This is a genomic window from Variovorax frigidus, assembly GCF_051216515.1.
GTDB lineage: Bacteria > Pseudomonadota > Gammaproteobacteria > Burkholderiales > Burkholderiaceae_C > Variovorax.
In genome coordinates this window covers 66,089-90,907 of the sequence record NZ_JBPJZF010000011.1, presented here as the reverse complement: position 1 = coordinate 90,907, position 24,819 = coordinate 66,089, and the positions used below count along the sequence as shown (strand labels likewise).

Below are 24,819 nucleotides of genomic sequence, written 5' to 3'. Positions count from 1 at the left end.
GTGGAAGGGTGGGGAACGAGGCGGTCAGGCGCGGGCCGCGTGTGGCTGTGCGAAGACCTCGGGATTGACGATGTTGGGCGGCCGTTCGCCGCGCAGCAGCAGCGCGGCCAGCGTGTCGACGGCCAGCAGGCCCATCGCGCGCTCGGCCTCCTGCGTGAGGCCCGCGAGATGCGGCGTGAGCAGCACGCCCGGGTGGCGGCGCAGCGCGCTGTCGGCGGGCAGCGGCTGGGTCTCGAACACGTCGAGCACCGCGCCCGCGAGCCGGCCTTCGGCCAGTGCTTCGGCGAGGTCGTCCTCGCGCAGCACCGGCCCGCGGCCCACGTTGACCAGCACCGCGTCGGGCCTGGCATGCGCGAGCACGACCGCGTTCACCAGGCCGCGCGTCTGCGGCGTGAGCGGGCAGGCGACGACCACCACGTCGCTGGCCGCGAACAGCGCCTCGATCGCGAGCGTGGCGATACCGGCCGGCACCTTCGACGGCGTGCCGGTGCAGACCGCGAGCGACATGCCGAAGCCCTGCGTGGCGATGGCGCCGATGCGCTGGCCGATCGCGCCGTAGCCGACCAGGCCCAGCGTCCGGCCCCGCAGTTCGTAGGTGCGTGCGCCGGCATGCGCGCGGGCGGCCCAATCGCCGGCGCGCACGCTGGCGTCGAAGGCGGCGAGCTGCCGGCTGTGCGCCAGCAGTGCGGCGAACACGTACTCGGCCACTGCGTTGGCATTGACGGCCGGTGTGTTGCCCACCGGAATGCCACGCGCCGTGGCGCGCTCGACCGGGATGAAGTCCAGCCCCACGCCCTGGCGCATCACGCAGCGCAGCGCGTTCGGGCCATCGAAGAGATCGGCGGGCAGCAGGCGGCGCACCACCAGGCCCTGCGCCCTTTGCACCGCTTCGCGCAGCGCCGCGTCGCTCTGCACGCGCGAGAGGCCGTCGGGCAGTTGCGAGACCTCGGCCCAGGTCGTCAGGCGTGCATGCGCATCGGGATGCAGCGGATCGGTCAGCAGAACGCGAGGGAGGGTCATGGCGCGGCGATCGTGGACGGTCGAAGCCTCGACGCGAGCGCCCGCCCCGGCCGCATCGTGCCGGTGCCTGTCTCAGTCGTTCAAGGTACGTTGCCGTTGAAGTTGTGTGATGAATCTATCACACAACTTTGCGCCGGGAGACCGGGTTTCTGCGGAGACTCAGCGTTTGACCGGGCTGCTGCGCGGGGTCTCGCCCAGCTTGACGCGCGCCACGCGCTGGGCGGCGGCCCGGCTGTCGCCGGTCCAGAAATCCTTGCCGGCCTGCTCGATGCGCTCGCCGGTGTTGCGCATGTGCAGGAAGGCCGCGGTGCGTGCCGCCGCCGGGTCGCGCGCCTTGATGGCGGCGCAGATCGACTCGTGCTCGGCCAGGACCTGCGCCGCGAGCTCGGGTCGCCGCGCTTCGTTCGTGCGGGTCAGGCGGATGGCGTCGTGCAGCGCACGCGTCAGCATGCCCAGCAGTTCGGTGTAGTGCGGGTTGTGCGCCGCATGCGAGATGGCGATGTGGAAGGCCAGGTCTTCGGCCACGCCGTCGCCGCCGTCCTTGACCGCGCGGGCAATGCCGCGCAGCGCCTGCTGGATCAGAGTCATCTCGGCACCGCTGCGGCGCTCGGCCGCCAGCGCCGCCATCTCGGCCTCGATGCCGCGGCGCAGCTCGAGGATGCGCAGCACGCCTTCGGCCGGATTCTGATGCGGCTGGCCGAGCCGGAAGGCGTCCGACACCTTCGGGTCGCGCACCACGGTGCCGCTGCCCTGGCGCGTCTCGACCAGGCCTTCGGACTTGAGCCGCGAGATCGCTTCGCGCACCACGGTGCGGCTCACGCCGTACTGCTCCGTCATCGACAGCTCGGTCGGCAGGCGCGTGTTCACCGGGTACACGCGGGCCCGGATGTCGGCGGCGATGAGCCCCGTCACGCGGTCGGCCAGCGTGCCTTCCGCGGCGTGGCGTGCGCTCGGATCGTCGGTTCTGGAGAAGGCCATGGTGCTTGTGAGGAAGTCGGTTCTGAAGCCAGGAAGAATACCACCGAGGACTTCTCTCTTGACAAAGTGATATGACGTATTTGTAATACGACTGGAGACAGAAAGAACACTGCATCGCAACGATGCATGAAAACCCCGAGAGCCCATGACCCGTGCCGACCGTCCCCGCGCCTTCCTCTGTCGCCGCTTCACGCCTGCGGTCGAGACCGCACTGCACGCGCGCTTCGCGCTGCAGGTGAACGAAGACGACGCCATCCTGCCGTCCAGCGAGATCGCGCGCCGCGCGCAGGGCTGCGCGGTGCTCTTCGTCAGCGCCACCGAAGCGGTCGATGCGGCCACCATCGCGCAGCTCGCGCCCACGCTGCGCACCATCGCCACGCTCTCGGTCGGCCACGACCATATCGACCTGACCGCGGCGCGCGCGGCCGGCGTGCGGGTGCTGCACACGCCGGACGTGCTCAGCGACGCCTGCGCCGAGATCGCACTGATGCTGCTGCTCAACGCCTGTCGCCGCGGCTTCGAGGCCGACCGCCTGGTGCGCAGCGGCGCCTGGGCCGGCTGGGCGCCCACGCAGCTGCTGGGCATGGGCCTGGTCGGGCGTCGGCTCGGCATCTTCGGCATGGGCCGCATCGGCCGGGCCATCGCGGTGCGCGCGCGCGCCTTCGGCCTGCAGATCCACTATCACAACCGCAGCCGGCTCGACGCCGCGCAGGAGGAGGGCGCAACGTACCACGCCACGCTCGACGGCCTGCTCGCGGCCAGCGACATCCTCATGATCGCGGCACCCGGTGCGCCGGCGCTGCGCGGCACCTTCGACGCGCAACGGCTGGCCTTGCTGCCCGAAGGCGCGGTGGTGGTCAACATCTCGCGCGGCGACCTGATCGACGACACGGCGCTGATCGCGGCGCTTCGGAGCGGCCGCGTGCGCGGCGCGGGGCTCGACGTGTTCGCCAACGAGCCGAACGTGCATCCCGGCTACCGCGCGCTCGACAACGTGTTCCTCTCGCCGCACATCGGCAGCGCCACGCACGAGACACGCGACGCCATGGGCTGGCTGCTGATCCGCGGCGTCGAGGCCCTGGCGCGCGGCGAAACGCCCGACAACCTGCTTTCCTGAACCTCACCCTCACCGCATCACACCCCACCATGAAACTCCAGCACCCCGATCTGTTCCGCCAGCAATGCCACATCGGCGGCCGCTGGGTCGATGCTTCCGACGGCGCCACCCTGCAGGTCACCAACCCGGCCGACGACAGCGTGCTCGGCAGCGTGCCCCGCCTTACGGCCGCCGATGTGCGCGGCGCCATCGACGCCGCCAACGCCGCGCTGCCCGGCTGGCGCGACACCAGCGCCAAGGAGCGCTCGCGGCTGATGCGCCGCTGGTTCGACCTGTGCATGGCGCACCAGGACGACCTCGCGATGCTGCTCACGCTCGAACAGGGCAAGCCGCTGGCCGAGGCCAAGGGCGAGATCGCCTACGGCTCGAGCTTCATCGAATGGTTCGCCGAAGAGGCCAAGCGCGTCTACGGCGACATCATCCCGGCCGCCTCGCTCGACCGCCGCATCGTGGTGCTCAAGCAGCCCGTGGGCGTGGTCGCGGCCATCACGCCGTGGAACTTCCCCAACGCGATGATCACGCGCAAGGCCGGCGCCGCGCTCGCGGCCGGCTGCACCATCGTGATCAAGCCGGCCTCGGCCACGCCGTATTCGGCGCTGGCACTGGCGCAACTGGCGGCCGAGGCGGGCATCCCGGCCGGCGTGCTCAATGTGGTGACGGGTTCGGCCGCGACCGTGGGCGGCGAGCTCACCGGCTCTTCGGTGGTGCGCAAGCTCTCGTTCACCGGCTCGACCGAGGTCGGCAAGCAGCTCATGGCGCAGTGCGCGGCCACGGTCAAGAAGGTGTCGATGGAGCTGGGCGGCAACGCGCCCTTCATCGTGTTCGACGATGCCGACCTCGACGCGGCGGTGGCCGGCGTGATGGCCTCGAAGTTCCGCAACGCGGGCCAGACCTGCGTGTGCGCCAACCGCATCTTCGTGCAGGCCGGCATCTACGACCGCTTCACCGAGAAGCTGCGCCAGACGGTCGAGGCCCAGGTGGTCGGCAACGGCCTCGCGCCCGGCGTGAACCTCGGCCCGCTGATCGACGACGCGGCCGTGGCCAAGGTGCGCGAGCACATCGCCGACGCGGTGGCGCTGGGCGCGCGCATCGTCACCGGCGGCCAGGCGCACGCCCTGGGCGGCCGCTTCTTCACGCCGACCATCCTGTCGGACGTGTCGCCGAAATCGAAGCTGATGCAGGAAGAGACCTTCGGCCCGGTGGCGCCGCTGATCCGCTTCGAGACCGACGACCAGGCCGTGGCCATGGCCAACGACACGCCCTTCGGCCTGGCCGCATATTTCTACACGCAGGACTACGCACGCGCCTGGCAGGTGGCCGAGGCGCTGGAGGTTGGTATCGTCGGTCTCAACGAAGGGCTGATCTCGACCGAGCTCGCCCCCTTCGGCGGCATCAAGGAATCGGGCGTCGGGCGCGAAGGCTCCAAGTACGGCATCGACGACTATGTCGAAATCAAGTACGTGTGCGCGGGCGGCCTTGGCCGGCCGGCGCGCGCCAAGGCATGAACCCAGCACTGAATTTTTCGCAGGAGAAAGCAATGAACAACAAGAAGATCGGCCTGATCGGCGTCGGCATGATGGGCCACGGCATCGCCAGCAACATCGTCAAGCACGGCCATGCGCTGGCGGTGCTCGAGCACGCGGGCAACCAGCCGCTCGACACGCTCAAGGCCGCGGGCGTGACCACCTTCAGAACCGCGGCCGAACTCGCCGCGGCGGTCGACGTGCTGCTGCTGTGCGTCACAGGTTCGCCCCAGGTCGAGGCGGTGCTGCTGGGCGAGGGCGGCGTGCTCCAGGGCCTGCGCAAGGGCACGGTGATCATCGACTGCTCGACCGCCATTCCCGCCTCGACCGAGCGGCTCGCCCAGGTGGTCGCCGAAGCCGGCGGCCGCTTCATGGATTCGGCCATGACGCGCACGCCCAAGGAAGCGGCCGAAGGCCGGCTCAACCTGCTGGTGGGCGCCGACGACGCGCTGTTCGCCGAATGCCGGCCGCTGCTGGCCTGCTTCGCCGAGAACATCACGCACGCGGGCGGCGTCGGTGCCGGCCACCGCATGAAGCTGCTGCACAACTACGTGTCGCTGGGCTCGGTGGCGCTGATCGCCGAGGCCGCGGCCTGCGCCGAACGCGCGGGCGTGGCGCCCGAGGTCTTCGTCGACGTGCTGAGCAAGGGCGGCGGCGGCGGCACCGCGCTGGAACGCCTCAAGCCCTTCCTGCTGGCCAAGGACCCGAACGGCCTGCGCTTCGCGATGTCGAACGCGCTCAAGGACATGGGCTACTACACGACCATGGCGAGCGACAGCCACTCGGCCCGTGCCATCGCCGAAGGCGTGCGCCAGACCTTCGAAGGCGCGGTGAACGGCAGCGATCCGCAGACGCTGGTGCCGGAGCTGGTGGCACTCCTCGCGCAGCGCGGCGACGGGAACTGATCAACCCCGGCCCGAAAAGCAGAAAGCCGCCCCATCGGGCCAATGCCGCTCAGTCAAGTCTGAGCGGCATTTTTCTTGATGGGGTACCGGGTCTTGGTCATGCGCACTTCGCGTAAACGACGGATGCCGTGCCGGTCGCGCTCGCCAATGACGCGCTTATTCGCTCAGTGAGGTGCTGCGCAGTGCCGCATCGCCCGCGATCTCGGCTTCGGAGAACGGCACCTTGAGCCACTGGCCTGCGCTGTAGGCCCGTGTGTAGTCGCCGTTGTGCGCCGAGGCGGGGTCGTCCGACAGCGAGAAGGTCAGGAAGGTGCGGGCATCGACACCGCCTTCGGGGAAGCGCACCACCTGCATGTAGCTGTTGCCGTTGGGGTTGGTGTCCATGCTGTAGCCGCCCTTGTCGAGCCGGTTCTCCGAGCAGGCGATGGTGAAGTAGCCCGGGCCGCCGCAGCCGCCGTACAGCGGGATCTTCTGGCCGCCGCGGGTGGCGAAGAGCACGTCGCCACGCGGCGCATCGAGCGCGTAGCCGCTGGCCTCGACGCGTGCGATGGCGGCCCCGAAGGCCTGTTGCAGGCCGGGCGCGGCCGTGGCCTTGAGATCGCGCGGGGTGTTCACCGCATCCGTGGCGTCGAAGGGCACGTTGTAGAGCGTGGCGGCCGGCAGCAGCGCGGCGCGGTTCCAGAACTCGTCCCACACATGGGCGCCGCGCGAGGCGACGCTGCCGGTGTTGTCCCAGGCGCGCAGCGCGGCGCAGGCCGGGCCGGTGTCGACGTCACGGCCGATGGCTTCCTTGGTCTGCGGGTCCGTCGCGACCGTGATCTTCGGCGTGGCGCACACCAGGTCCAGTGCATCGTTCTTGAACAGCTCGGCCGTCAGCACACGGCTGTTGAGCACCAAGCGCTGCACGATGTCGCTCGTGGCCCGGTTGCCGCCGTAGCGGTCGGTGCCCGCGAGGCGCTCCTGCGCCAGCCGGTGGCCCATGCGCGTGCGGAAGCTCACGGCCTCGGTGCCGGCCGGACCCATGATGTCCGGGTAGCCGATCAACGGCGTCTTGGGCTGGGTCAGCCAGTAGCTGTCGTTCATGTTCGCCACATAGTCCTCGTGCTGCAGGCTGGGCATGCGCGAGGCACCGATGGCGCCCTTCTGCGCCGAGTCGGCGTCGGTCTGCCAGTCGCAGTAGCCGCGCGAGCCGTCGAAGATCGGCACCCGAGGCAGGCTGGCGCGCAGCAACTGGCCGGTGGGCGTGGTGCAGCTCGCGGCCTGGGCCGCCGACACGTTGGGCACCGCGCCGATGTCGGCATACCAGGCCTTGGCCGCGCCCCGGCCGATGGCCACGGTGTTGACCCAGGGAATGGCCGCTTCCTCGCGCTGGATGGCGATGAAATCGTCGAGCGACTTGGCCTGGTTCCAGCGCAGCCAGTTGCGGAAGGTGCGGTAGTTCTCGCCGTTGATGTCGCGCATCGCGAAGGCCGTGGTCTGGTTCCAGGCCAGCGCCGGGTTCAGCGTGCCGAGGTTGACCATCGGCCCGTACTCCGACTTGTAGAGCGTGCGCGTCACGGGCGACACGCCGCCGTCGCTCTGCTTCACGTTCACCGTGATGGCGGTGGCCTGCATCTTCACGGCCACGCCGTCGCGCAGGTAGCTGGTGGGCGTGCCCGGCGCGAGCTTGAGTTCGAAGAAGCCGAAGCGGCGGGCCGTCGACACGGTGTGGCTCCAGGCCACGTTGTCGTTGAAGCCGATGAGGATCACCGGGATGCCGAGGAAGGAGGTGCCGCTCACGTTGAGCTGGCCCGGGATGGTGAGCTGCGCCTGGTAGAAGCGGTCGGGCCCGCGCCAGTACCAGTGCGGGTTGCCGAACAGCAGCGGGCTGCTGTCGCCGGTGGCCGCGGTGCCGAAGCCGATCATGTTGCTGCCCACGCCTTCGTGGCCGCCGACCTGCAGTTCGGGCAGCTGCATCCCGGCGGACGCGAACTGCGGTGCCGCCTTGCGCGCCCCGAGCTTCGTGGGGCCGCTTGCGGCGGGCGCGAGCGCGCCGGAGATGTTGGGCAGGAAGTTGCTGTAGCCGCCCGCGAGATTGGCCGCGTACATGCGGCGGTAGATGTCGTCGGTGGTCACGGGCCGCACCCAGGTCTCGCTGGCGCAGGCCGCGTTGGCGCCGGCCTTGGCCTTGACGTCGCGCACATAGCGGTTGTAGCCGGCGGCAAAGCCTTTCACCAGCTGCTGGAGGTTGTCGGGCTGGGCGGCGATCATCTTCTGCACGACGTCGTCGGAGATCACGTGGCGATGGAAGAAGTCGGACTCGATGTTCTTCGGCCGGCCGATGGTGCTGCTGGCCAGCAATTGCGCGTCGGCGCCGAAGAACTGCGAGCGCTCGCCGCGGTAGGTAAGGAACGAATCGGCCATGGTGCAGAGGTTGTCCTCGGCCTGCGCATAGCCGTAGCCGTAGCCCGCGCCAGCCCAGGTGTCGGCCTTGATGTGCGGCACGCCCATGGCGGTGCGGCGGATCTCGGCCTTGTAGGTGGCGGTGGGTGGCGTGCCGGGGTCGGGCGGCGCCGAGATATCGCCGCTGTTGCCGCCGCCGCAGGCGCCGAGCAAGGCCGCTGCCGCCAGCGCGACGATGGAAAGCGGCAGGGCGCCGCGCGAGGGTTGGACTCGTCTCATGATGTATGTCTCCAGTGATTGCTCTCTTGTTGGAGCAATGCGCAGCTTAGGCAGACAAGGCGGCAGCGACTTGAACGGAGCCGCTGATGTGCAAGGCCGTCCGGCCGGGTCGACGTGCTTTTTTCGGGCCCGGACTCAGGCGCACGCGGCGGTGCGCCCCCAGGCGTGCGAGGCATGCGCGTCGGCCGTCACCTGCACCTGGTTGGCGAGGAAGGACGGCGCGAGGCCGAAGTAGCGCTGGAAGGTGCGGCTCATGTGGGCCGCGTCGGTGAAGCCGCTGTTGAGCGCCACATCGGTGAGCTTGCGGGGGCGGGTGAACTGCTGGACCGTGAGGCGCACCTTGGTCCACAGCGCATAGCGCTTGATCGACACGCCCACCTGCGCCGCGAACAGGTGCGTGAGCCGGTCGGGCGACAGGCAGGCCAGGGCCGACAGCTCGCGCAGCGGGATCTGGCCCGCGTGACTGCGGATGGCCTCGATCACGCGCGCCACGCGCGGGTCGATGCGCGCCGCGAGCAGCGGGCTTTCGGTGATGGACTGGATCATGCCGATGCTCAGCGCCTGCACCCGGTCATCGGGCAGCGCGCCGTACTGCACCGGTTCGAAGTCGTCGCGCAGGCGGCCGAAGCGGCGCGCGTCCAGCGGCTGGATGCCCTGTGCGCCCATGCGCGTGGCCAGCATGCGGTAGGCATTGGAGGCAGGGTCGAGGTTGAGCGACAGCAGGCCGCAGCCTTCGACGTCGAGTCGGCGCGGCACGTGCGGCGCGATCAGCGCGGCGGCGCAGCGCACGCGCGTGCCGTCGATGCCTTCCAGCGTGAAGGGATGCCCGCTCACCGAAGCGAGCAAGGTGGCCGATGACCGCGCCGTCAGGCCCGACTGGATGGCCGGCGTGACATAGAGAAAGCTGTCGTCCCACAGATGCAGGAAGTTCGGGGGTGTACCCATCCTCTTGACTCGTGCCTTGTTGTGTTGTCTCGAAGGGGGATCGTAGGGCAAGGCTCCCCGCGCTTTCAGAGGGATTCCACGCAGGCAGGCTGTCCGTTCTCAGTCGTGGTGCGCGGGCAGTTCGAGGGTGGCGCGCAGGCCCGGCGCCGGGCTCATCGCGCCTCGGCCCCCTCGATCAGGAAGCGCACGCGGCGCACGCCCTGCCATTCGTCGGCATCGAGCCGAAACGCCAGCAGCACCTTGGGCGGCAGCGGTTCGGTGTGGCCGAACCAGATGCCGTCGACCGGCTTGCCCTGGTGCTTGAGCCGCACCGCCAGGTGCTTCTCTGCGACGAGCCGCTGCGAGATCACCTCGACCTCCTCGCTGAAGGTCGGCGGCGCGAAGCCCTGGCCCCAGACCTCGCGGTGCAGCGTGTCGACCAGGTCGACGCGCATGTATTCGGCCGCGATCGGGCCGTCGGTGTCGAGCCGGCGCGTGAGCGAGGCCGCATCGAGCCATTCGAGCGCGACCTGCGCCAACGCGCGCTCGAAGACCGCGAACTGCGTGCGGTCGACCGTGCAGCCCGCGGCCATCGCATGGCCGCCGAAGCGCAGCAGCACGCCCGGGTGCCGCTTGGCCACCAGGTCGAGCGCGTCGCGCAGATGGAAGCCGGGGATCGAGCGGCCCGAGCCCTTGATCTCGTGTTCCTTGCCCGGCGCGCCGCTGGCGGCGAAGACGAAGGTGGGCCGGTGGAAGCGGTCCTTGATGCGCGAGGCCACGATGCCGACCACGCCTTCGTGGAATTCGGCGTCGAACACGCTGATGGCGGCCGGCATGGCCTCCTGGCCCTCGCCGTCGGTGTCGAACAGCGACTCGGCCAAGAGCAGCGCCTGGTCGCGCATGCCGCCCTCGATGTCGCGGCGCTCGCGGTTGATGCCGTCGAGCATGCGCGCCAGTTCGTCGGCGCGGCCCGGGTCGTCGGTCAGCAGGCATTCGATGCCCAGCGTCATGTCGGCCAGCCGGCCCGCGGCGTTGATGCGCGGACCGAGCGCGAAGCCGAAGTCGAAGGTGGTCGCGGCCGGCGCCTTGCGGCCGGCCGCGGTGAACAGCGCGGCGATGCCCGCGGGCAAGGCGCCGGCGCGGATGCGGCGCAGGCCCTGCGCCACCAGCCGGCGGTTGTTGGCGTCGAGCTTCACCACGTCGGCGACGGTGCCGAGCGCGACCAGGGGCAGCAGCGCATCCAGCTTGGGTTGCGTGGCCGCGTCGAACACCCCTCGCGTGCGCAGCTCGGAGCGCAGCGCCATCAGCACATAGAACATCACGCCGACACCGGCGATGCTCTTGCTTTCGAAATCGCAGCCGGGCTGGTTCGGGTTGACCATCACGTCGGCCTGGGGCAGCACCGGGCCGGGCAGGTGGTGGTCGGTCACCAGCACCTGCAGGCCGTGCGCCTTGGCGGTGGCCACGCCCTCGACGCTGGCGATGCCGTTGTCGACGGTGATCAGCATGTCGGCGCCGCTGGCGGCCACGCGCTCGGCGATCGGCGGCGTCAGGCCGTAGCCGTCGACCACGCGGTCGGGCACCAGGTAGCTCACATGCTTCGCGCCGAGCAGTCGCAGGCCGCGCACGGCCACGGCACAGGCGGTGGCGCCGTCGCAGTCGTAGTCGGCCACGATGCACAGCCGCTTGTCGTCGCGGATGGCGTCGGCGAGCAGCACGGCCGCCTCGTGCGTGCCCTTGAGCGTGGCGGGCGGCAGCAGCCGCGCCAGCCCGTCGTCGAGTTCTTCCTTGCCGAGCACGCCACGGGCCGCATAGAGGCGGGCCAGCAGCGGATGCACGCCCGCCTGTTCCAGCGCCCAGACGCTGCGTGGCGGGATGTCGCGCGCGATGATCTTCATTACAGCGAGGCGAGCACGGTGGTGGCTTGCGTGCGGTTGAGCAGGTTCTTGACCCAGCCCAGCGCGCCACGGGGCTGCACGCCGAACTGCCGTGCGCTGCGGTCGCCGCACAGCGTGAGCTGCACCGCCGCGCCCTGGCGGTAGGCCGCGAGCAGCTCGGCGATGGGACCGGCGTCGAGCGCCTGCCAGGCGGCGGTCCAGGCCAGCGCGTCGTCGCGCAGCGCCGGGGTGCGCAAGGCGGTATCGACCGTCGGCGCCGCGCCGGCCGTTGGGGCCGTGCCCAGCACGCCGGTGCCGCTGAGCCAGAAGGAATTGATCGGCGGTACGCCGCGCGCGATGCGCTCGTCGTTCACGCGCTGGGTGTAGAGCAGCATCTGCATTTCGTTCTGCAGCTTGCGCAGCGGCTTGAGCGCATCGGTCAGCGGCGCCCATTCCGAGATCGGCCGGCCGGCCGCGCGGTCCACCGAGGCGCTGGGCAGCGTGCGGAACATCTCGCCGCGCGCCAGCCAGCGGCCGGGGGCGCCCGAGCGGCGCAGCACGATGCCGTCTTCCTGGAAGAAGGGGCGGGCCGCCTCGAGCAGCGCCTGCGATTCGGCCTCGTCGACCGTCATGTCGGCCGGGTCGTCGAGCACCACCTCGTCGATCGCGACCTCCCAGTGGCACAGCGTGAGCACGCCCCAGGGCTCGTTCGAGCCGGCGCGCGACAGGCCGGTCTGCTGCGCCTCGCGCGCGGCCCAGGGGATGAGGCCGTCGGCGTCCTCGAGACCCGAAGCGCGCGCGAGCGCACGCTCGTGCGGCGGCGAGAGCGTCGTGTCGGGCTGCGTGTCGTCGTGCAGCACCGCCAGTCGATTCAGCAGGGCGTCGAGGTTGGGCAACTGCAAACGGGAGAGAACCGCATGGCAGGCCGGGGTGCGGCGGCCGGCGAAGGGGATCAGCAGATGCATCGGGGAAGAGGGGAGGGCCATGGGCCTATTGTCGCGGTGCATCCGGGGCCTCTGGACGGGATGCCACAATTCCGCCATGTCGCATCTTCCCGCCCCGTTCTTCCCTGCCTCGTCGCGCCCCGCGGCGCCTCGGCGGCACGCCTGATATGCCCCTTCCCTACGAACTGCAGCTTGGCTGGCGCTACACGCGGGCCGGCCGCGCGACCCGACGCAACGGCTTCATCTCCTTCATCTCCGGCGTCTCGATGCTGGGCATCGGGCTGGGCGTGGCGGCGCTGATCATCGTGCTGTCGGTGATGAACGGCTTCCAGAAGGAGGTGCGCGACCGCATGCTCGGCGTGGTCTCGCACATCGAGATCTTCTCGCGCGACGGCCAGGCGCTGCAGGACATCGGGCCGATCATGGCCGAGGCCCGCAAGAACCCGCAGGTGATCGGCGTGGCGCCCTTCATCGCGACCCAGGCGCTGATCGCACGCGGCGAGGACATGAAGGGCGCGCTGGTGCGCGGCATCGAGCCCACGCTCGAGCCCGAGGTGACCGACATCGCGACCACCGCCCAGAAGGGCGCGCTCGAGAAGCTGGTGCCGGGCGAATTCGGCATCGTGCTGGGCGGCGAGCTGGCGCGCTCGCTGTTCGTGCGCGCCGGCGACCAGGTCACGCTGGTGGCGCCGGGCGGCCAGGTCACGCCGGCCGGCGTGGTGCCGCGGCTCAAGCAGTTCACCGTGGTCGGCACCTTCGACTCGGGCCATTACGAGTACGACTCGGCGCTGGCGATGGTCCACGAGCAGGACGCGGCGCGCGTGTTCCGGCTCGAAGGGCCGAGCGGCGTGCGCCTGAAATTGAAAGACCTGAACCAGGCGCGCGAGGTGGCCGACCAGCTGGCCGCGACGCTGCCGGGCACCTTCCTGATCCGCGACTGGACGCGCCAGAACAAGACCTGGTTCGCCGCGGTGCAGGTCGAGAAACGCATGATGTTCATCATCCTCACGCTGATCGTGGCCGTGGCCGCTTTCAACCTGGTGTCGACGCTGGTCATGACCGTGACCGACAAGCGCGCCGACATCGCGATCCTGCGCACGCTGGGCGCAAGCCCGAAAAGCATCATGGGCATCTTCGTGGTGCAGGGCGCGATGGTGGGCGTGATGGGCACGCTCGGCGGGCTGCTGCTGGGCCTGGGCATCGCCTACAACATCGACGTGATCGTGCCGGCGCTGGAGCGGCTGTTCCACGCCAGCTTCCTGCCCAAGGACATTTATCTGATCAGCCGCATGCCCAGCGACCCGCAGCAGTCGGACATCCTGCCGATCACGCTGATCTCCCTCGCGCTCGCGTTCATCGCGACGCTGTACCCGAGCTGGCGCGCCAGCCGGGTGAACCCGGCCGAGGCCTTGCGCTATGAATGACATGACCACGCCCCTCGACGGGCTGTCGCAGCAGAGCCGCACCGCTTCCAAGGTCGTGCTCAAGGTGCGCGGCCTGACCAAGCGCTTCCAGGAGGGCCGGATCGACCTCACGGTGCTGCACGGCGTCGACCTCGACGTGCATGCGGGCGAGACGCTGGCCATCGTCGGCGCCTCGGGTTCGGGCAAGAGCACGATGCTGCACCTGATGGGCGGCCTCGATGCGCCGAGCGCGGGCAGCGTCGAACTGCACGGCCAGAACATCGCGCACGCCGACGCGGCCGCGCAGGGCCGGCTGCGCAACAAGCACCTGGGTTTCGTCTACCAGTTCCATCACCTGCTGCCGGAGTTCAGCGCGCTCGACAACGTCGGCATGCCCCTGCGGATCCGCCGTGCGCCGCCGGCCGAGGTGACCGATGCCGCGACCCGCATGCTGACCGCGGTCGGCCTGGGCGAACGGCTGCACCACCGGCCGGCCGAGCTGTCGGGCGGCGAGCGCCAGCGCGTGGCGATCGCGCGCGCGCTGGTCACGCAGCCCGACTGCGTGCTGGCTGACGAGCCCACCGGCAACCTCGACCGCGCCACGGCCGACGGCGTGTTCGCACTGATGATCGAACTGGCCCGCAAGAACGGCACCGCCTTCGTCATGGTCACGCACGACGAGGCGCTGGCCCGCCGCTGCGACCGCGTGCTGCGGCTGGTCGCCGGTCGCCTCGCCTGAGTCGCGCGCTCGGCCCGAGGCGTGCATTCATCCGGTGCGCCGCCGGGGCCGCTTGCTGCGGCCGCACCCGACTGGCCTCAAAATGCACGGTTTTGAACAAAGTGCACCTTTGAGGAGCTAGATGAAGCACGCGACCGTCGAACAGTTCATGGCCCATGTGGCGCAACGCAACCCCGGCCAGCCGGAATACATCCAGGCGGTGACCGAGGTCATGCAGAGCCTCTGGCCCTTCATCGCACGCCATCCCAAGTACCTGACGCACAGCCTGCTGGAACGCCTGGTCGAGCCGGAGCGCATCGTGATGTTCCGCGTGTCCTGGACCGACGACCATGGCGAAGTGCAGGTCAACCGCGGCTACCGCATCCAGCACAGCCTGGCCATCGGCCCGTACAAGGGCGGCCTGCGCTTCCATCCCTCGGTCAACCTGTCGATCCTCAAGTTCCTGGCCTTCGAGCAGACGCTGAAGAACGCGCTGACCACGCTGCCCATGGGCGGCGGCAAGGGCGGCTCCGACTTCGACCCCAAGGGCAAGAGCAACGGCGAGGTGATGCGCTTCTGCCAGGCCTTCGCCAGCGAGCTGTTCCGCCACGTGGGTGCCTACACCGACGTGCCGGCCGGCGACATCGGCGTGGGCGGACGCGAGGTGGGCTACCTGACCGGCATGGTCAAGAAGCTGACCAACCGCGCCGACTGCGTGTTCACCGGCAAGGGCCTGTCCTTCGGCGGCTCGCTGATCCGGCCGGAGGCCACGGGCTACGGCAACGTCTACTTCGCGCAGGAAATGCTCAAGCGGCAGGGCCGCAGCTTCGACGGCCTGCGGGTGAGCGTGTCGGGCGCGGGCAACGTGGCGCAGTACACCATCGAAAAGGCCCTGGCGCTGGGCGCCAAGGTGGTCACGGTGTCCGACTCCAGCGGCACGGTGATCGACGAAGAGGGCTTCACGACCGAGAAGCTGGCCGAACTCATGGAGGTGAAGAACCACCTCTACGGCCGCGTGAGCGACTACGCCGAGCGCGTGGCCGGCACCCGCTTCGAGGCCGGCGCGACGCCCTGGCACGTGCCGGTCGACGTGGCGCTGCCCAGCGCGACGCAGAACGAACTCGGCGAGGAAGATGCGAAAACGCTGGTCAAGAACGGCGTGGTCTGCGTGGCCGAAGGCGCCAACATGCCCTCGACCATCGAGGCGGTGCATGTGTTCGAGTCGAACGGCGTGCTGTTCGCCCCAGGCAAGGCCAGCAACGCCGGCGGCGTCGCGACCTCGGGCCTGGAGATGAGCCAGAACGCCTCGCGTATCTCTTGGCCGCGCGAGGAAGTCGATGCGCGCCTGCTGCAGATCATGCAGAGCATCCACGAGGCCTGCCTGCACTACGGCGAAGGCGAGGGCGGGCGCATCAGCTATGTCGACGGCGCCAACGTCGCGGGCTTCGTCAAGGTGGCCGACGCCATGCTGGCGCAGGGCGTGGTCTGACGCGCCCCAGGCCCGCTCCAAAGGCGGCAAGATCCTTTCTTTTTCTCAATCCCTTGAGAAGCAATGAAAGACCTTGCCGCGCTTCCCGATCCGGTGCGATGGCCCGGAGCTGATCCGGCGCACCTGCTGCAGCAGCTGCGCCTCGGCCTGCTGGCCTTGGCGCTGCTGTTGTGCGGCCCGTCGCATGCCGTGGGCCAGGCCGATCCGGCGCCGTGGACCGAGGTGCGCACCGGCAGTGTCGTCAGCACCGTCGACGGCCTGACGACCACCGAGGCCGTCACGCTGCCCTACCACTGGGACCGCCGGCACGACGGGCGGCCCGGCAGCGCACGCTTCGACCTGCCCTTCACCATGGCGCAGGTGCCGACCGAGCCCTGGGGCCTGTACATCCCCCGCGCAGGCAGCGCCCTCGAGATCGGCCTCAACGGCAACCTGCTGCAGACCTACGGCGATCTGGTCGAGGGCGGCGGTGCCGACTATGCCAAGGCGCCCATCTACCTGTCGGTGCCGGCGCACCTGCTGCATGCCGGCGAGAACCGCCTGCAGGTGCGCATCCGCGCCGACTCCGGACGGCGCGCGGGCCTGTCGCCGATCACGCTGGGGCCGGCGGTGCAGGTGCGCAGCGCCCTGTTTTCTCCGGCCTATGCCTGGCGTTTCACCGGCTCGGTGTTGCTGACGGCCTTCAGCATCGTGGTGGGGGTCGTCGCGCTGGCCCTCTGGTTCACGCAGGTCGACATCGGCGCCGACGGCAGCCGGCGCCGCGAACGCCTCTATCTGTGGGCGGCGCTGGCGGAGTTCTGCTGGGCGCTGCGGATGGCGGACGGCGCCATCCGCCATCCGCCGCTGCCCTGGGTCGCCTGGGGCGTGCTGATGACGGCCTGCTATTCGGGTTGGGCCGCGTCGGTCGTGATGTTCTGCCAGCAACTGGCCGGCTGGCAGGACCGCCCGGGCGTGCAGTGGCTGCGGCGCGCCGTGGGGGTGGTGTTCACCATGCCGGTGATCGCCTGCTATGTCGCGCTCACGCGGGCCGAACCGCGCTGGCTCACCGGCTGGCTGGCGCTCGAGATCGTCGCCGTCACGGCCTATGTGCTGTTCTTCGTGGGCGCGACGCTGCGTCGACCGAACCTGGCGCGGGTGCTGGTGGCCTCGGTGGCGGCGCTCACGGTCGCGGTGGCGGCGCGCGACTGGGGCGTGATCCGCATGAGCGACGCCTACGGCGAGACCACCTGGGTGCGCTACCCCTCGACGCTGTTCGGCCTGGCGCTGCTGGGCATCGTGGTGGGGCGCTTCCGCCAGGCCAGCGTTCAGGCGCGCGAACTGCTGCACACGCTGGCGACGCGGGTGGCCGACCGCGAACGCGAACTGGCCTCGGCCTACGGGAAGCTCGAGCGGGGCGCACGCGAACAGGAGCGCACGCAGGAGCGCGAGCGCATCCTGCGCGACATGCACGACGGCGTGGGTTCGCACATCAGCGCCGCCATCCGGCAACTGCAGTCGGGCCAGGCGACGCAGGCCGACCTGCTGCGCACGCTGCGCGATTCGCTCGACCAGCTCAAGCTGTCGCTCGATTCGATCCAGTTGCCGCAGGGCGACGCAGCCGCGCTGCTGGCCGGCCTGCGCTACCGGATGACGCCGCGCTTCGCCAGCTCGGGCATCGCGCTGGAGTGGGCGGTGGACGAACTCGATCCGGTGCCCCGGCTGGATGCGCCGGCCATGCGGCAATTGCAGTTCCTGCTGTTCGAGGCGATCTCGAACGTGCTGCAGCACGCGCAGGCCAGCGTGCTGCGGATCGAGGCCTCGATGCAGGGCGCGGCGGTGTGCATCCGCGTGATCGACAACGGCGTCGGCTTCGATGCCGCGCGGCCATCACGCTCGCTGCAGGCGCGCGCGCAGGCCCTCGGCGTGCCGCTTCGCATCGAAAGCCGACCCGGGCGCACGGTCGTCCAGATCGATTTCGTGTGAGGCGGCCGCTGGCGCGCCGATAATCGCGGTCCATGTCGGCCGTCTTCCAGCAACCCTCGCTCCTGCGGCGCATCGCCCCCATCTTTCAGGGCTTCGACGGCTTTCTCGCGTTCGCGGTGTTCCTGCTGGCCTGCGCCGGCCTGCTCACGATGTATTCGTCGGGCTACGACCACGGCTCGCGCTTCATGGACCACGGGCGCAACATGCTGCTGGCGGGCTTCATCATGTTCGTGGTGGCGCAGGTGCCGCCGCAGCGCCTGATGAATTTCGCCGTGCCGCTCTATGTGGCGGGCGTGGCGCTGCTGATCGCGGTGGCCATCTTCGGCATCACCAAGAAGGGCGCCAAGCGCTGGATCAACGTCGGCATGGTGATCCAGCCCAGCGAGATCCTCAAGATCGCCACGCCGCTGATGCTGGCCTGGTGGTTCCAGCGGCGCGAGGGTCAGTTGCGGCCGCTCGATTTCGCGGTGGCCACCGTGCTGCTTGCGATCCCGGTCGGCCTGATCATGAAGCAGCCCGACCTCGGCACCTCACTGCTGGTGCTGGCGGCCGGACTGTCGGTGATCTTCTTCGCCGGCCTGAGCTGGAAACTGATCGTGCCGCCGGTGCTGATCGCCGTGGTCGCGATCACGCTGATCGTCGGCTTCGAGTCGCAGCTGTGCGCCGACGGCGTCGACTGGCGCGTGCTGCACGACTACCAGAAGCAGCGCGTGTGCACGCTGCTCGACCCGACCAAGGACCCGCTGGGCAAGGGCTTCCACATCATCCAGGGGATGATCGCCATCGGCTCGGGCGGCATCGGCGGCAAGGGCTTCATGCAGGGCACCCAGACGCACCTCGAATTCATCCCCGAGCGCACCACCGACTTCATCTTCGCGGCCTATTCCGAAGAGTTCGGCCTGGCGGGCAACCTGGCGCTGATCGGCGCCTTCATCTTCCTGATCTTCCGCGGCCTGGCGATCGCGCTCGACGCGCCCACGCTGTTCTCGCGGCTGCTGGCCGGTGCCGTGACCATGATCTTCTTCACTTATGCCTTCGTGAACATGGGCATGGTCAGCGGCATCCTGCCGGTGGTGGGCGTGCCGCTGCCCTTCATCAGCTATGGCGGCACCGCGATGGTGACGCTGGGCCTGGCGCTGGGCATCCTGATGTCGATTTCGCGCTCGAGGCGGTTGATGCTGTCCTGAGGAGCGGGGGCGCGAAGCCGCGGGGCCAGCAATGGTGTTCGGGGCGAGCAATAATCCTCCATGATCTCCCGCGAACCCACCATCGAGCGCCTCGCCACGGCGCAACGCCTCCTGCTCACGCCCTTCGGTCTCGACGAGTCGCACCTCGGCAAGGCGCTGGCCGAAATCAAGGCGCACCAGGTCGACGAGGCGGATCTCTACTTCCAATACACGCGCAGCGAAGGCTGGAGCCTGGAAGAAGGCATCGTGAAGACCGGCAGCTTCAGCATCGACCAGGGCGTGGGCGTGCGCGCAGTGAGCGGCGAGAAGACGGCCTTCGCCTATTCCGACGATATTTCCGAAGCCTCGCTGATGGACGCCGCGCGCACCGTGCGCTCGATCTCCTCGGCCGCGCGCAGCGGACGCGCCAGGGTGCCGACGCGCAAGATCGCGTCGAGCCGCTCGCTCTACGACGGCGTCGACCCGATCTCCACGCTCGACAGCACCGCCAAGGTGAAGCTGCTCGAGAAGGTCGAACAGCTCGCGCGCAGCCGCGATCCGCGCGTGGCGCAGGTCATGGCCGGCCTGGCCAGCGAATACGACGTGGTGCTGGTGGCGCGTGCCGACGGCACGCTCGCGGCCGACGTGCGGCCGCTAGTGCGGCTCTCGGTCACCGTGATTGCCGAGCAGAACGGCCGGCGTGAAATCGGTTCGGGCGGCGGCGGTGGCCGCTTCGGCCTGGCCTACTTCGACGACGAACACATCGCCGAGTATGTCGATCAGGCCGTCAAGGCCGCGCTGACCAACCTCGACGCGCGCCCGGCCCCGGCCGGCGAGATGACCGTGGTGCTCGGCCCGGGCTGGCCCGGCATCCTGCTGCACGAAGCCATCGGCCACGGCCTGGAAGGCGACTTCAACCGCAAGGGCTCGAGCGCCTTCTCCGGCCGCATCGGCCAGCGCGTGGCCGCCAAGGGCGTGACCGTGCTCGACGACGGCACCATCGCCGACCGACGCGGCTCGCTCAACGTCGACGACGAGGGCAACGCCAGCCAGCGCAACGTGCTGATCGAGGACGGCATCCTCAAGGGCTACATCCAGGATTCGATGAATGCGCGCCTGATGGGCGTCAAGCCGACCGGCAACGGCCGGCGCGAGAGCTATGCCCACGTGCCGATGCCGCGCATGACCAACACCTACATGCTGGGCGGCGACAAGGACCCGCAGGAAATCGTCGCCAGCATCAAGAAGGGCCTGTACGCCACCAATTTCGGCGGCGGCCAGGTCGACATCACCAGCGGCAAGTTCGTGTTCTCGGCCAGCGAAGCCTATTGGGTCGAGAACGGCAAGATCCTCTACCCGGTCAAGGGCGCGACCATCGTAGGCAACGGCCCGGATGCACTCACGCGCGTGAAGCTGATCGGCAACGACATGGCGCTCGATTCGGGCGTCGGCACCTGCGGCAAGGAAGGCCAGAGCGTGCCGGTCGGCGTGGGTCAGCCGACCTTGCGCATCGACGGCCTGACAGTCGGCGGCACGGCCTGACGCGGCGGCGCAACAGCGATCTTCCAAGCCCTGTGCTAGAGTCCGTTCCCATGTCCCTGCGCGCTGCTTTTTATTTTTCGTACTTTTGGTTCCGGATCTCCGGCGGCCTAGAGGCGAGCGCGTAAAACAAACGTACACCCCCTCCAAAGACCGCCGGCGCTCACGCCCCGGCGGTTTTTTTATGCCTTTTGTTTTTTGATCAGGAGCACACGATGAGTCAGCCCACGGCACAAGCCAGCGACAGCTGGTATGCGAGCGTCGAGAAAACCAGCCGAACCGACGACGAACGCATCAAGGACATCAACGTGCTCCCGCCTCCAGAACATCTGATCCGCTTCTTCCCGATCCACGGCACCGCGGTCGAAACGCTGATCTCCGACACCCGCCGCAACATCCACAACATCATGGCCGGCAGCGACGACCGGCTGCTGGTGGTGATGGGCCCGTGCTCGATCCACGACCCGGCCGCCGCGTTGGAGTACGCGCGTCGCCTCAAGGTGCAGCGCGACAAGTACGCCGACTCGCTGGAGATCGTGATGCGCGTGTACTTCGAGAAGCCGCGCACGACGGTGGGCTGGAAGGGCCTGATCAACGATCCGTACCTCGACGAGAGCTATCGCATCGACGAAGGCCTGCGCATCGCGCGCCAGTTGCTGATCGACATCAACCGCGTGGGCCTGCCCGCGGGCAGCGAGTTCCTCGACGTGATCTCGCCGCAGTACATCGGCGACCTGATCGCCTGGGGCGCGATCGGCGCGCGCACCACCGAGAGCCAGGTGCACCGCGAGCTGGCCTCGGGCCTGTCGGCGCCGATCGGCTTCAAGAACGGCACCGACGGCAACATCCGCATTGCCACCGACGCCATCCAGGCGGCCGCGCGCGGCCACCATTTCCTGTCGGTGCACAAGAACGGCCAGGTGGCGATCGTGCAGACCAACGGCAACAAGGACTGCCACGTGATCCTGCGCGGCGGCAAGGCGCCGAACTACGACGCCGCGAGCGTCGCCGCAGCCTGCCAGGACCTCGAGGCCGCCAAGCTGCCGCCCACGCTGATGGTCGACTGCAGCCACGCCAACAGCTCCAAGCAGCACCAGAAGCAGATCGACGTGGCAGCCGACATCGCCGCGCAGATCGCGGGCGGCAGCCGCAGCGTGTTCGGCGTGATGGTCGAAAGCCACCTGCAGGCCGGCGCGCAGAAGTTCACGCCGGGCAAGGACCGCATCGCCGACCTGAGCTACGGCCAGAGCATCACCGATGCCTGCATCGGCTGGGACGACTCGGCGGCCGTGCTCGACACGCTGTCGCAGGCGGTCAAGCGCCGCCGCGGTTGAACTGAAACAGCAGGAGGTCGCTCAGCGCCCGGCGCGCAGGGCGGCCAGCAGCTTGTCGTGCACCCCGCCGAAGCCGCCGTTGCTCATGCACACGATGTGATCGCCCGGCCGTGCCGCTGACGCGACCTGTGCGACCAATGGGTCGATGGCCGCCACCACACGCGCGCGCTCGCCCATCGGCGCCAGAGCGGCGGCTGCATCCCAGTCCAGGCCACCGCTGTGGCAGAAGGACAGGTCGGCAGCCTCCAGGCTCCAGGGCAGCTGCGCCGCCATAGTCCCCAGCTTCATCGTGTTGCTGCGCGGTTCGAACACCGCGAGGATGCGCTCGCCCTGCCGGCCCTGGCCGTCGAGTTGCCGCCGCAGGCCGTCGAGCGTGGTGCGGATCGCGGTCGGGTGGTGTGCGAAGTCGTCGTAGACCGTGATCGCGCCGCCCGCGCGTTCCGCCGTGCCGCGCAGTTCCATCCGGCGGCGCACGTTCTGGAAGCTGCCCAGCGCCGCGGCCGCTTCGGCCGGCGCCACGCCCAGGTGCTGGGCCGCGGCGATGGCCGCGAGCGCATTCATCTGGTTGTGCCGGCCCGACAGCGTCCAGGCCACATGGCCGACCTTCTGCCCCTGCTGCAGCACATCGAAGGCGTCGTGGGCGCCCTCGGCCTGCCATTCGGCGCCTTCGCCGAAGCCCGCCACCTCGCTCCAGCAGCCTTGGGCGAGCACGCGCCGCAGGCTGTCCTCGGTCGCATTGACCACGACACGGCCGCTGGCCGGCACGGTGCGCACCAGGTGATGGAACTGCCGTTCGATGGCCGCCAGGTCGTCGAAGATGTCGGCGTGGTCGAATTCGAGGTTGTTCAGGATCGCGGTGCGCGGCCGGTAATGGACGAACTTGCTGCGCTTGTCGAAGAAGGCGGTGTCGTACTCGTCGGCTTCGATCACGAAAGGTGCCCCCACGCTCGGCACTGGCGTGTCCTCGCTGCCCCCCGAGGGGGCGCTCGCTTGCTTGGGGCGGCCCGGCGCTGCGCTCGGGCCGCCTCCCAGTCTTGCTGAGACGCCGAAGTCCAGCGGCACGCCCCCCACCAGAAATCCGGGCGCATGGCCCGTGCGTTCCAGCACCCAGGCCAGCATCGAGGTGGTCGTGGTCTTGCCGTGCGTGCCGGCCACGGCCAGCACATGCCGGCCCTGCAGCACGTGCTCGGCCAACCATTGCGGGCCGCTGGTATAGGCCGCGCCAGCATCGAGGATGGCTTCCATCAACGGAAATTTGGGTGTTCCATCGGCCAGGCGGGCGCGGGACACCACGTTGCCGACCACGAACACGTCGGGCGCGAGCGCCATCTGGTCGGCGCCGAAGCCTTCGATCAATTCGATGCCGAGGGCGCGCAGTTGGTCGCTCATCGGCGGGTAGACGCCCGCGTCGCAGCCCGTCACGCGGTGGCCGGCCTCGCGTGCCAGTGCGGCCACGCCGCCCATGAAGGTGCCGCAGATACCGAGGATATGAATATGCATCGGTCGATTCTAGGGATGCTGTCCGGTCTTCTTCTTCGGCTGCTGCAGTGCGGGCAGAATGCCGCCATGGACCCGTCCAAGCGTGAAATTGCCGCCACTGCCGCCCGCCTCGTCGTCGAGGAGGGGATGGAGTACGGCCCGGCCAAGCGGCGAGCCCTGCGCGAGCTGGGTTTGTCCGCGCGCACCGCGCTGCCGCACAACGACGATGTCGAAGCCGAGGTGCGCGACTACATCACGCTCTTCTGTGCCGACACCCAGCCGCAGGAACTCAAGGCACTGCGTCTGCTGGCGGTGGAATGGATGGAGCGCATGGCGGCGTTCCGCCCTTACCTTGGCGGCGCGGTCTGGCACGGCACGGCGACGCGGCTGTCGGACATCTACATTCAACTCTTCTGCGATGACAGCAAGTCGGCCGAGATCGCCCTGATCGACCACCACGTCGATTACGAACCCCGCATGGTCGCGGGCTTCCACGGCGAGCAGGTCGAGGCGCTCAGCGTGCATGCCCGGAGCCAACTGCTCGGCGAGGAGATCGGGGTGCACCTGCTGGTGTACGACCTCGACGACCTGCGCGGCGCACTCAAGCCCGACGGCCAGGGACGCACGCCTCGCGGAGACCTCGCCGCCCTGCGGCGACTGATCGAAAAGGACACGATATGAATTCCACCTCGACCCGGCGTCGATGGCTGGTCAGCGGTGTGGCCGGCGCGGCCGCCCTGGCCGGCGTCGGCGCGGCCTGGTGGCGCCATGAATCCGCTTCCGGCGCGGGGGGAGAAGCCTTGCCGGCCGAGTTCTGGACCGCACGCTACGAGCGTCCCGAAGGCGGTGAACTCGACTTCGCAGCTTTCAAGGGCAAGCCGTTGCTGCTGAACTTCTGGGCCACCTGGTGCCCGCCCTGTGTCGAAGAGTTGCCGATGGTCGATCGCTTCTATCGCGATCATGTCGCCAACGGCTGGCAAGTGGTCGGTTTGGCCATCGACAAGCCCGAGGCGGTGCGGAAGTTCCTGGTCAAGACGCCGGTGACATTTCCAATGGGCATCGCGGGTCTGCAGGGCACGGATCTGGTGAGAAGCCTGGGCAACACGGCAGGTGGTTTGCCCTTCACCTTGGTGGTGAAAGCCGACGGCAACGTCGCGGCCCGTAAAATGGGGCAGTTGATGCCAGCCGACCTCGAGGCTTGGCAGCGTGCGGAACTTCACAGTTAGAATCCCGCCGCACATCCGGTAGTTGGCGTACGAACGCCGCAATAAGCCGGATTTCAGGTAAGTTCAATCCGAATGACCGGCATAGCTGGCAATGGAGTCCCATGGATCTGCGCAAACTCAAGACACTGATCGACTTGGTGTCTGAATCGAATATTTCCGAACTGGAAATCACCGAAGCCGAAGGCAAGGTCCGCATCGTCAAGGCCGGCGAAGCCGCCCCGGTGCAATACGTTCAAAGCGTGGCCGCTCCCGCAGCGCCCCTCGCGCCGGCTGGCGCCCCCGCGGCGGTCCCGGCAGCACCGGCCGTTGCGGCGCCCGCCGGCCACACCGTGAAGTCGCCGATGGTCGGCACTTTCTATCGCTCGTCCAGCCCGGGTGCAGCCGCCTTCGTCGAAATCGGCAGCCAGGTGAAGGAAGGCCAGACGATCTGCATCATCGAAGCGATGAAGATCCTCAACGAGATCGAAGCCGACAAGTCCGGCACCGTCACGCAGATCCTCGGCGAGAACGGTCAAGCGGTCGAATACGGCCAGCCGCTGTTCATCATCGAGTGA

The 24,819-nt window shown here is 69.2% G+C and carries 20 protein-coding genes; 13 read left to right on the top strand and 7 right to left on the bottom strand.

Annotation, left to right across the window (positions count from 1 at the left end; genetic code table 11):
• Window positions 1–24: 24 nt before the first annotated feature.
• Complete coding sequence (locus ACSFBC_RS27185; protein ID WP_435513448.1) at window positions 25–1,020, bottom strand: NAD(P)-dependent oxidoreductase; 996 nt, start codon at window positions 1,018–1,020, stop codon at window positions 25–27.
• Between the two features lie 159 nt (window positions 1,021–1,179).
• Window positions 1,180–1,998 carry a FadR/GntR family transcriptional regulator gene (locus ACSFBC_RS27180; protein WP_435513447.1) on the bottom strand — a complete coding sequence of 273 codons (819 nt, stop codon included), beginning with the start codon at window positions 1,996–1,998 and terminating at the stop codon, window positions 1,180–1,182.
• Between the two features lie 145 nt (window positions 1,999–2,143).
• On the opposite strand from ACSFBC_RS27180, the gene ACSFBC_RS27175 reads away from it, so the two are divergent.
• From ACSFBC_RS27175 to ACSFBC_RS27165, 3 genes are read left to right on the top strand one after another with little or no spacing between them, the layout of a single operon-like run.
• Window positions 2,144–3,115, top strand: a complete 972-nt coding sequence (locus ACSFBC_RS27175; RefSeq protein ID WP_435513446.1) for a 2-hydroxyacid dehydrogenase — start codon at window positions 2,144–2,146, stop codon at window positions 3,113–3,115.
• A gap of 29 nt (window positions 3,116–3,144) precedes the next feature.
• On the top strand, window positions 3,145–4,620 hold the full coding sequence (locus tag ACSFBC_RS27170; RefSeq protein ID WP_435513445.1) for an NAD-dependent succinate-semialdehyde dehydrogenase: 1,476 nt from the start codon (window positions 3,145–3,147) through the stop codon (window positions 4,618–4,620).
• A gap of 32 nt (window positions 4,621–4,652) precedes the next feature.
• Window positions 4,653–5,543 (top strand): NAD(P)-dependent oxidoreductase, encoded by an 891-nt coding sequence (locus ACSFBC_RS27165; RefSeq protein WP_435513444.1) that lies wholly within the window; start codon window positions 4,653–4,655, stop codon window positions 5,541–5,543.
• A gap of 156 nt (window positions 5,544–5,699) precedes the next feature.
• On the opposite strand, the gene ACSFBC_RS27160 is transcribed toward ACSFBC_RS27165, so the two are convergent.
• The 4 genes from ACSFBC_RS27160 to ACSFBC_RS27145 form a co-directional block, all read right to left on the bottom strand.
• On the bottom strand, window positions 5,700–8,204 hold the full coding sequence (locus ACSFBC_RS27160; RefSeq protein WP_435513443.1) for a penicillin acylase family protein: 2,505 nt from the start codon (window positions 8,202–8,204) through the stop codon (window positions 5,700–5,702).
• Between the two features lie 135 nt (window positions 8,205–8,339).
• On the bottom strand, window positions 8,340–9,149 hold the full coding sequence (locus ACSFBC_RS27155; protein WP_435513442.1) for a helix-turn-helix domain-containing protein: 810 nt from the start codon (window positions 9,147–9,149) through the stop codon (window positions 8,340–8,342).
• Window positions 9,150–9,301: 152 nt separating this feature from the next.
• A complete protein-coding gene (gene recJ / locus ACSFBC_RS27150) occupies window positions 9,302–11,026 on the bottom strand; it encodes a single-stranded-DNA-specific exonuclease RecJ (RefSeq protein WP_435513441.1) in 1,725 nt (574 codons plus the stop codon).
• Window positions 11,026–11,991, bottom strand: a complete 966-nt coding sequence (locus tag ACSFBC_RS27145) for a hypothetical protein (protein ID WP_435513440.1) — start codon at window positions 11,989–11,991, stop codon at window positions 11,026–11,028. The genes recJ and ACSFBC_RS27145 overlap by 1 nt, the downstream gene beginning before the upstream one ends.
• Window positions 11,992–12,116: 125 nt before the next feature.
• Between ACSFBC_RS27145 and ACSFBC_RS27140 the strand changes: the two genes are divergently transcribed.
• The 7 genes from ACSFBC_RS27140 to ACSFBC_RS27110 all read left to right on the top strand — a co-directional run bounded on the left by ACSFBC_RS27140 (window position 12,117) and on the right by ACSFBC_RS27110 (window position 21,560).
• Entirely contained in the window at window positions 12,117–13,373 is a 1,257-nt protein-coding gene (locus ACSFBC_RS27140; RefSeq protein WP_435513439.1) for a lipoprotein-releasing ABC transporter permease subunit, read from the top strand.
• Window positions 13,366–14,091 (top strand): lipoprotein-releasing ABC transporter ATP-binding protein LolD, encoded by a 726-nt coding sequence (gene lolD / locus ACSFBC_RS27135; protein WP_435513438.1) that lies wholly within the window; start codon window positions 13,366–13,368, stop codon window positions 14,089–14,091. The genes ACSFBC_RS27140 and lolD overlap by 8 nt, the downstream gene beginning before the upstream one ends.
• 121 nt (window positions 14,092–14,212) lie before the next feature.
• Window positions 14,213–15,559 (top strand): NADP-specific glutamate dehydrogenase, encoded by a 1,347-nt coding sequence (gdhA, locus tag ACSFBC_RS27130; RefSeq protein WP_435513437.1) that lies wholly within the window; start codon window positions 14,213–14,215, stop codon window positions 15,557–15,559.
• Window positions 15,560–15,622: 63 nt separating this feature from the next.
• Complete coding sequence (locus tag ACSFBC_RS27125; protein WP_435513436.1) at window positions 15,623–17,521, top strand: sensor histidine kinase; 1,899 nt, start codon at window positions 15,623–15,625, stop codon at window positions 17,519–17,521.
• Window positions 17,522–17,553: 32 nt separating this feature from the next.
• Window positions 17,554–18,708 carry a rod shape-determining protein RodA gene (gene rodA, locus ACSFBC_RS27120; RefSeq protein WP_435513435.1) on the top strand — a complete coding sequence of 385 codons (1,155 nt, stop codon included), beginning with the start codon at window positions 17,554–17,556 and terminating at the stop codon, window positions 18,706–18,708.
• Window positions 18,709–18,768: 60 nt separating this feature from the next.
• On the top strand, window positions 18,769–20,229 hold the full coding sequence (gene tldD / locus ACSFBC_RS27115) for a metalloprotease TldD (protein ID WP_435513434.1): 1,461 nt from the start codon (window positions 18,769–18,771) through the stop codon (window positions 20,227–20,229).
• Window positions 20,230–20,441: 212 nt separating this feature from the next.
• Window positions 20,442–21,560 (top strand): 3-deoxy-7-phosphoheptulonate synthase, encoded by a 1,119-nt coding sequence (locus ACSFBC_RS27110; protein WP_435513433.1) that lies wholly within the window; start codon window positions 20,442–20,444, stop codon window positions 21,558–21,560.
• Between the two features lie 21 nt (window positions 21,561–21,581).
• Here ACSFBC_RS27110 and mpl read toward each other — a convergent pair whose 3' ends face one another.
• Window positions 21,582–23,060 carry a UDP-N-acetylmuramate:L-alanyl-gamma-D-glutamyl-meso-diaminopimelate ligase gene (mpl, locus tag ACSFBC_RS27105; RefSeq protein ID WP_435513432.1) on the bottom strand — a complete coding sequence of 493 codons (1,479 nt, stop codon included), beginning with the start codon at window positions 23,058–23,060 and terminating at the stop codon, window positions 21,582–21,584.
• A gap of 66 nt (window positions 23,061–23,126) precedes the next feature.
• Between mpl and ACSFBC_RS27100 the strand changes: the two genes are divergently transcribed.
• The 3 genes from ACSFBC_RS27100 (at window position 23,127) to accB (ending at window position 24,819) form a co-directional block, all read left to right on the top strand.
• A complete protein-coding gene (locus ACSFBC_RS27100) occupies window positions 23,127–23,720 on the top strand; it encodes a hypothetical protein (protein ID WP_435513431.1) in 594 nt (197 codons plus the stop codon).
• Window positions 23,717–24,265, top strand: a complete 549-nt coding sequence (locus tag ACSFBC_RS27095; RefSeq protein ID WP_435513430.1) for a TlpA family protein disulfide reductase — start codon at window positions 23,717–23,719, stop codon at window positions 24,263–24,265. The genes ACSFBC_RS27100 and ACSFBC_RS27095 overlap by 4 nt, the downstream gene beginning before the upstream one ends.
• Before the next feature lie 101 nt (window positions 24,266–24,366).
• Complete coding sequence (gene accB / locus ACSFBC_RS27090) at window positions 24,367–24,819, top strand: acetyl-CoA carboxylase biotin carboxyl carrier protein (protein WP_435513429.1); 453 nt, start codon at window positions 24,367–24,369, stop codon at window positions 24,817–24,819.

Coding starts and splice junctions, on each gene's coding strand:
- ACSFBC_RS27180 (WP_435513447.1), bottom strand. CDS start 1,998: ATGGCCTTCTCCAGAACCGACGATCCGAGCGCACGCCACGCCGCGGAA.
- ACSFBC_RS27095 (WP_435513430.1), top strand. CDS start 23,717: ATGAATTCCACCTCGACCCGGCGTCGATGGCTGGTCAGCGGTGTGGCC.
- lolD (WP_435513438.1), top strand. CDS start 13,366: ATGAATGACATGACCACGCCCCTCGACGGGCTGTCGCAGCAGAGCCGC.
- ACSFBC_RS27175 (WP_435513446.1), top strand. CDS start 2,144: ATGACCCGTGCCGACCGTCCCCGCGCCTTCCTCTGTCGCCGCTTCACG.
- ACSFBC_RS27145 (WP_435513440.1), bottom strand. CDS start 11,991: ATGGCCCTCCCCTCTTCCCCGATGCATCTGCTGATCCCCTTCGCCGGC.
- ACSFBC_RS27160 (WP_435513443.1), bottom strand. CDS start 8,204: ATGAGACGAGTCCAACCCTCGCGCGGCGCCCTGCCGCTTTCCATCGTC.
- ACSFBC_RS27140 (WP_435513439.1), top strand. CDS start 12,117: ATGCCCCTTCCCTACGAACTGCAGCTTGGCTGGCGCTACACGCGGGCC.
- ACSFBC_RS27155 (WP_435513442.1), bottom strand. CDS start 9,149: ATGGGTACACCCCCGAACTTCCTGCATCTGTGGGACGACAGCTTTCTC.
- ACSFBC_RS27185 (WP_435513448.1), bottom strand. CDS start 1,020: ATGACCCTCCCTCGCGTTCTGCTGACCGATCCGCTGCATCCCGATGCG.
- tldD (WP_435513434.1), top strand. CDS start 18,769: ATGATCTCCCGCGAACCCACCATCGAGCGCCTCGCCACGGCGCAACGC.
- recJ (WP_435513441.1), bottom strand. CDS start 11,026: ATGAAGATCATCGCGCGCGACATCCCGCCACGCAGCGTCTGGGCGCTG.
- ACSFBC_RS27125 (WP_435513436.1), top strand. CDS start 15,623: ATGAAAGACCTTGCCGCGCTTCCCGATCCGGTGCGATGGCCCGGAGCT.
- ACSFBC_RS27110 (WP_435513433.1), top strand. CDS start 20,442: ATGAGTCAGCCCACGGCACAAGCCAGCGACAGCTGGTATGCGAGCGTC.
- accB (WP_435513429.1), top strand. CDS start 24,367: ATGGATCTGCGCAAACTCAAGACACTGATCGACTTGGTGTCTGAATCG.
- mpl (WP_435513432.1), bottom strand. CDS start 23,060: ATGCATATTCATATCCTCGGTATCTGCGGCACCTTCATGGGCGGCGTG.
- ACSFBC_RS27165 (WP_435513444.1), top strand. CDS start 4,653: ATGAACAACAAGAAGATCGGCCTGATCGGCGTCGGCATGATGGGCCAC.
- ACSFBC_RS27170 (WP_435513445.1), top strand. CDS start 3,145: ATGAAACTCCAGCACCCCGATCTGTTCCGCCAGCAATGCCACATCGGC.
- gdhA (WP_435513437.1), top strand. CDS start 14,213: ATGAAGCACGCGACCGTCGAACAGTTCATGGCCCATGTGGCGCAACGC.
- ACSFBC_RS27100 (WP_435513431.1), top strand. CDS start 23,127: ATGGACCCGTCCAAGCGTGAAATTGCCGCCACTGCCGCCCGCCTCGTC.
- rodA (WP_435513435.1), top strand. CDS start 17,554: ATGTCGGCCGTCTTCCAGCAACCCTCGCTCCTGCGGCGCATCGCCCCC.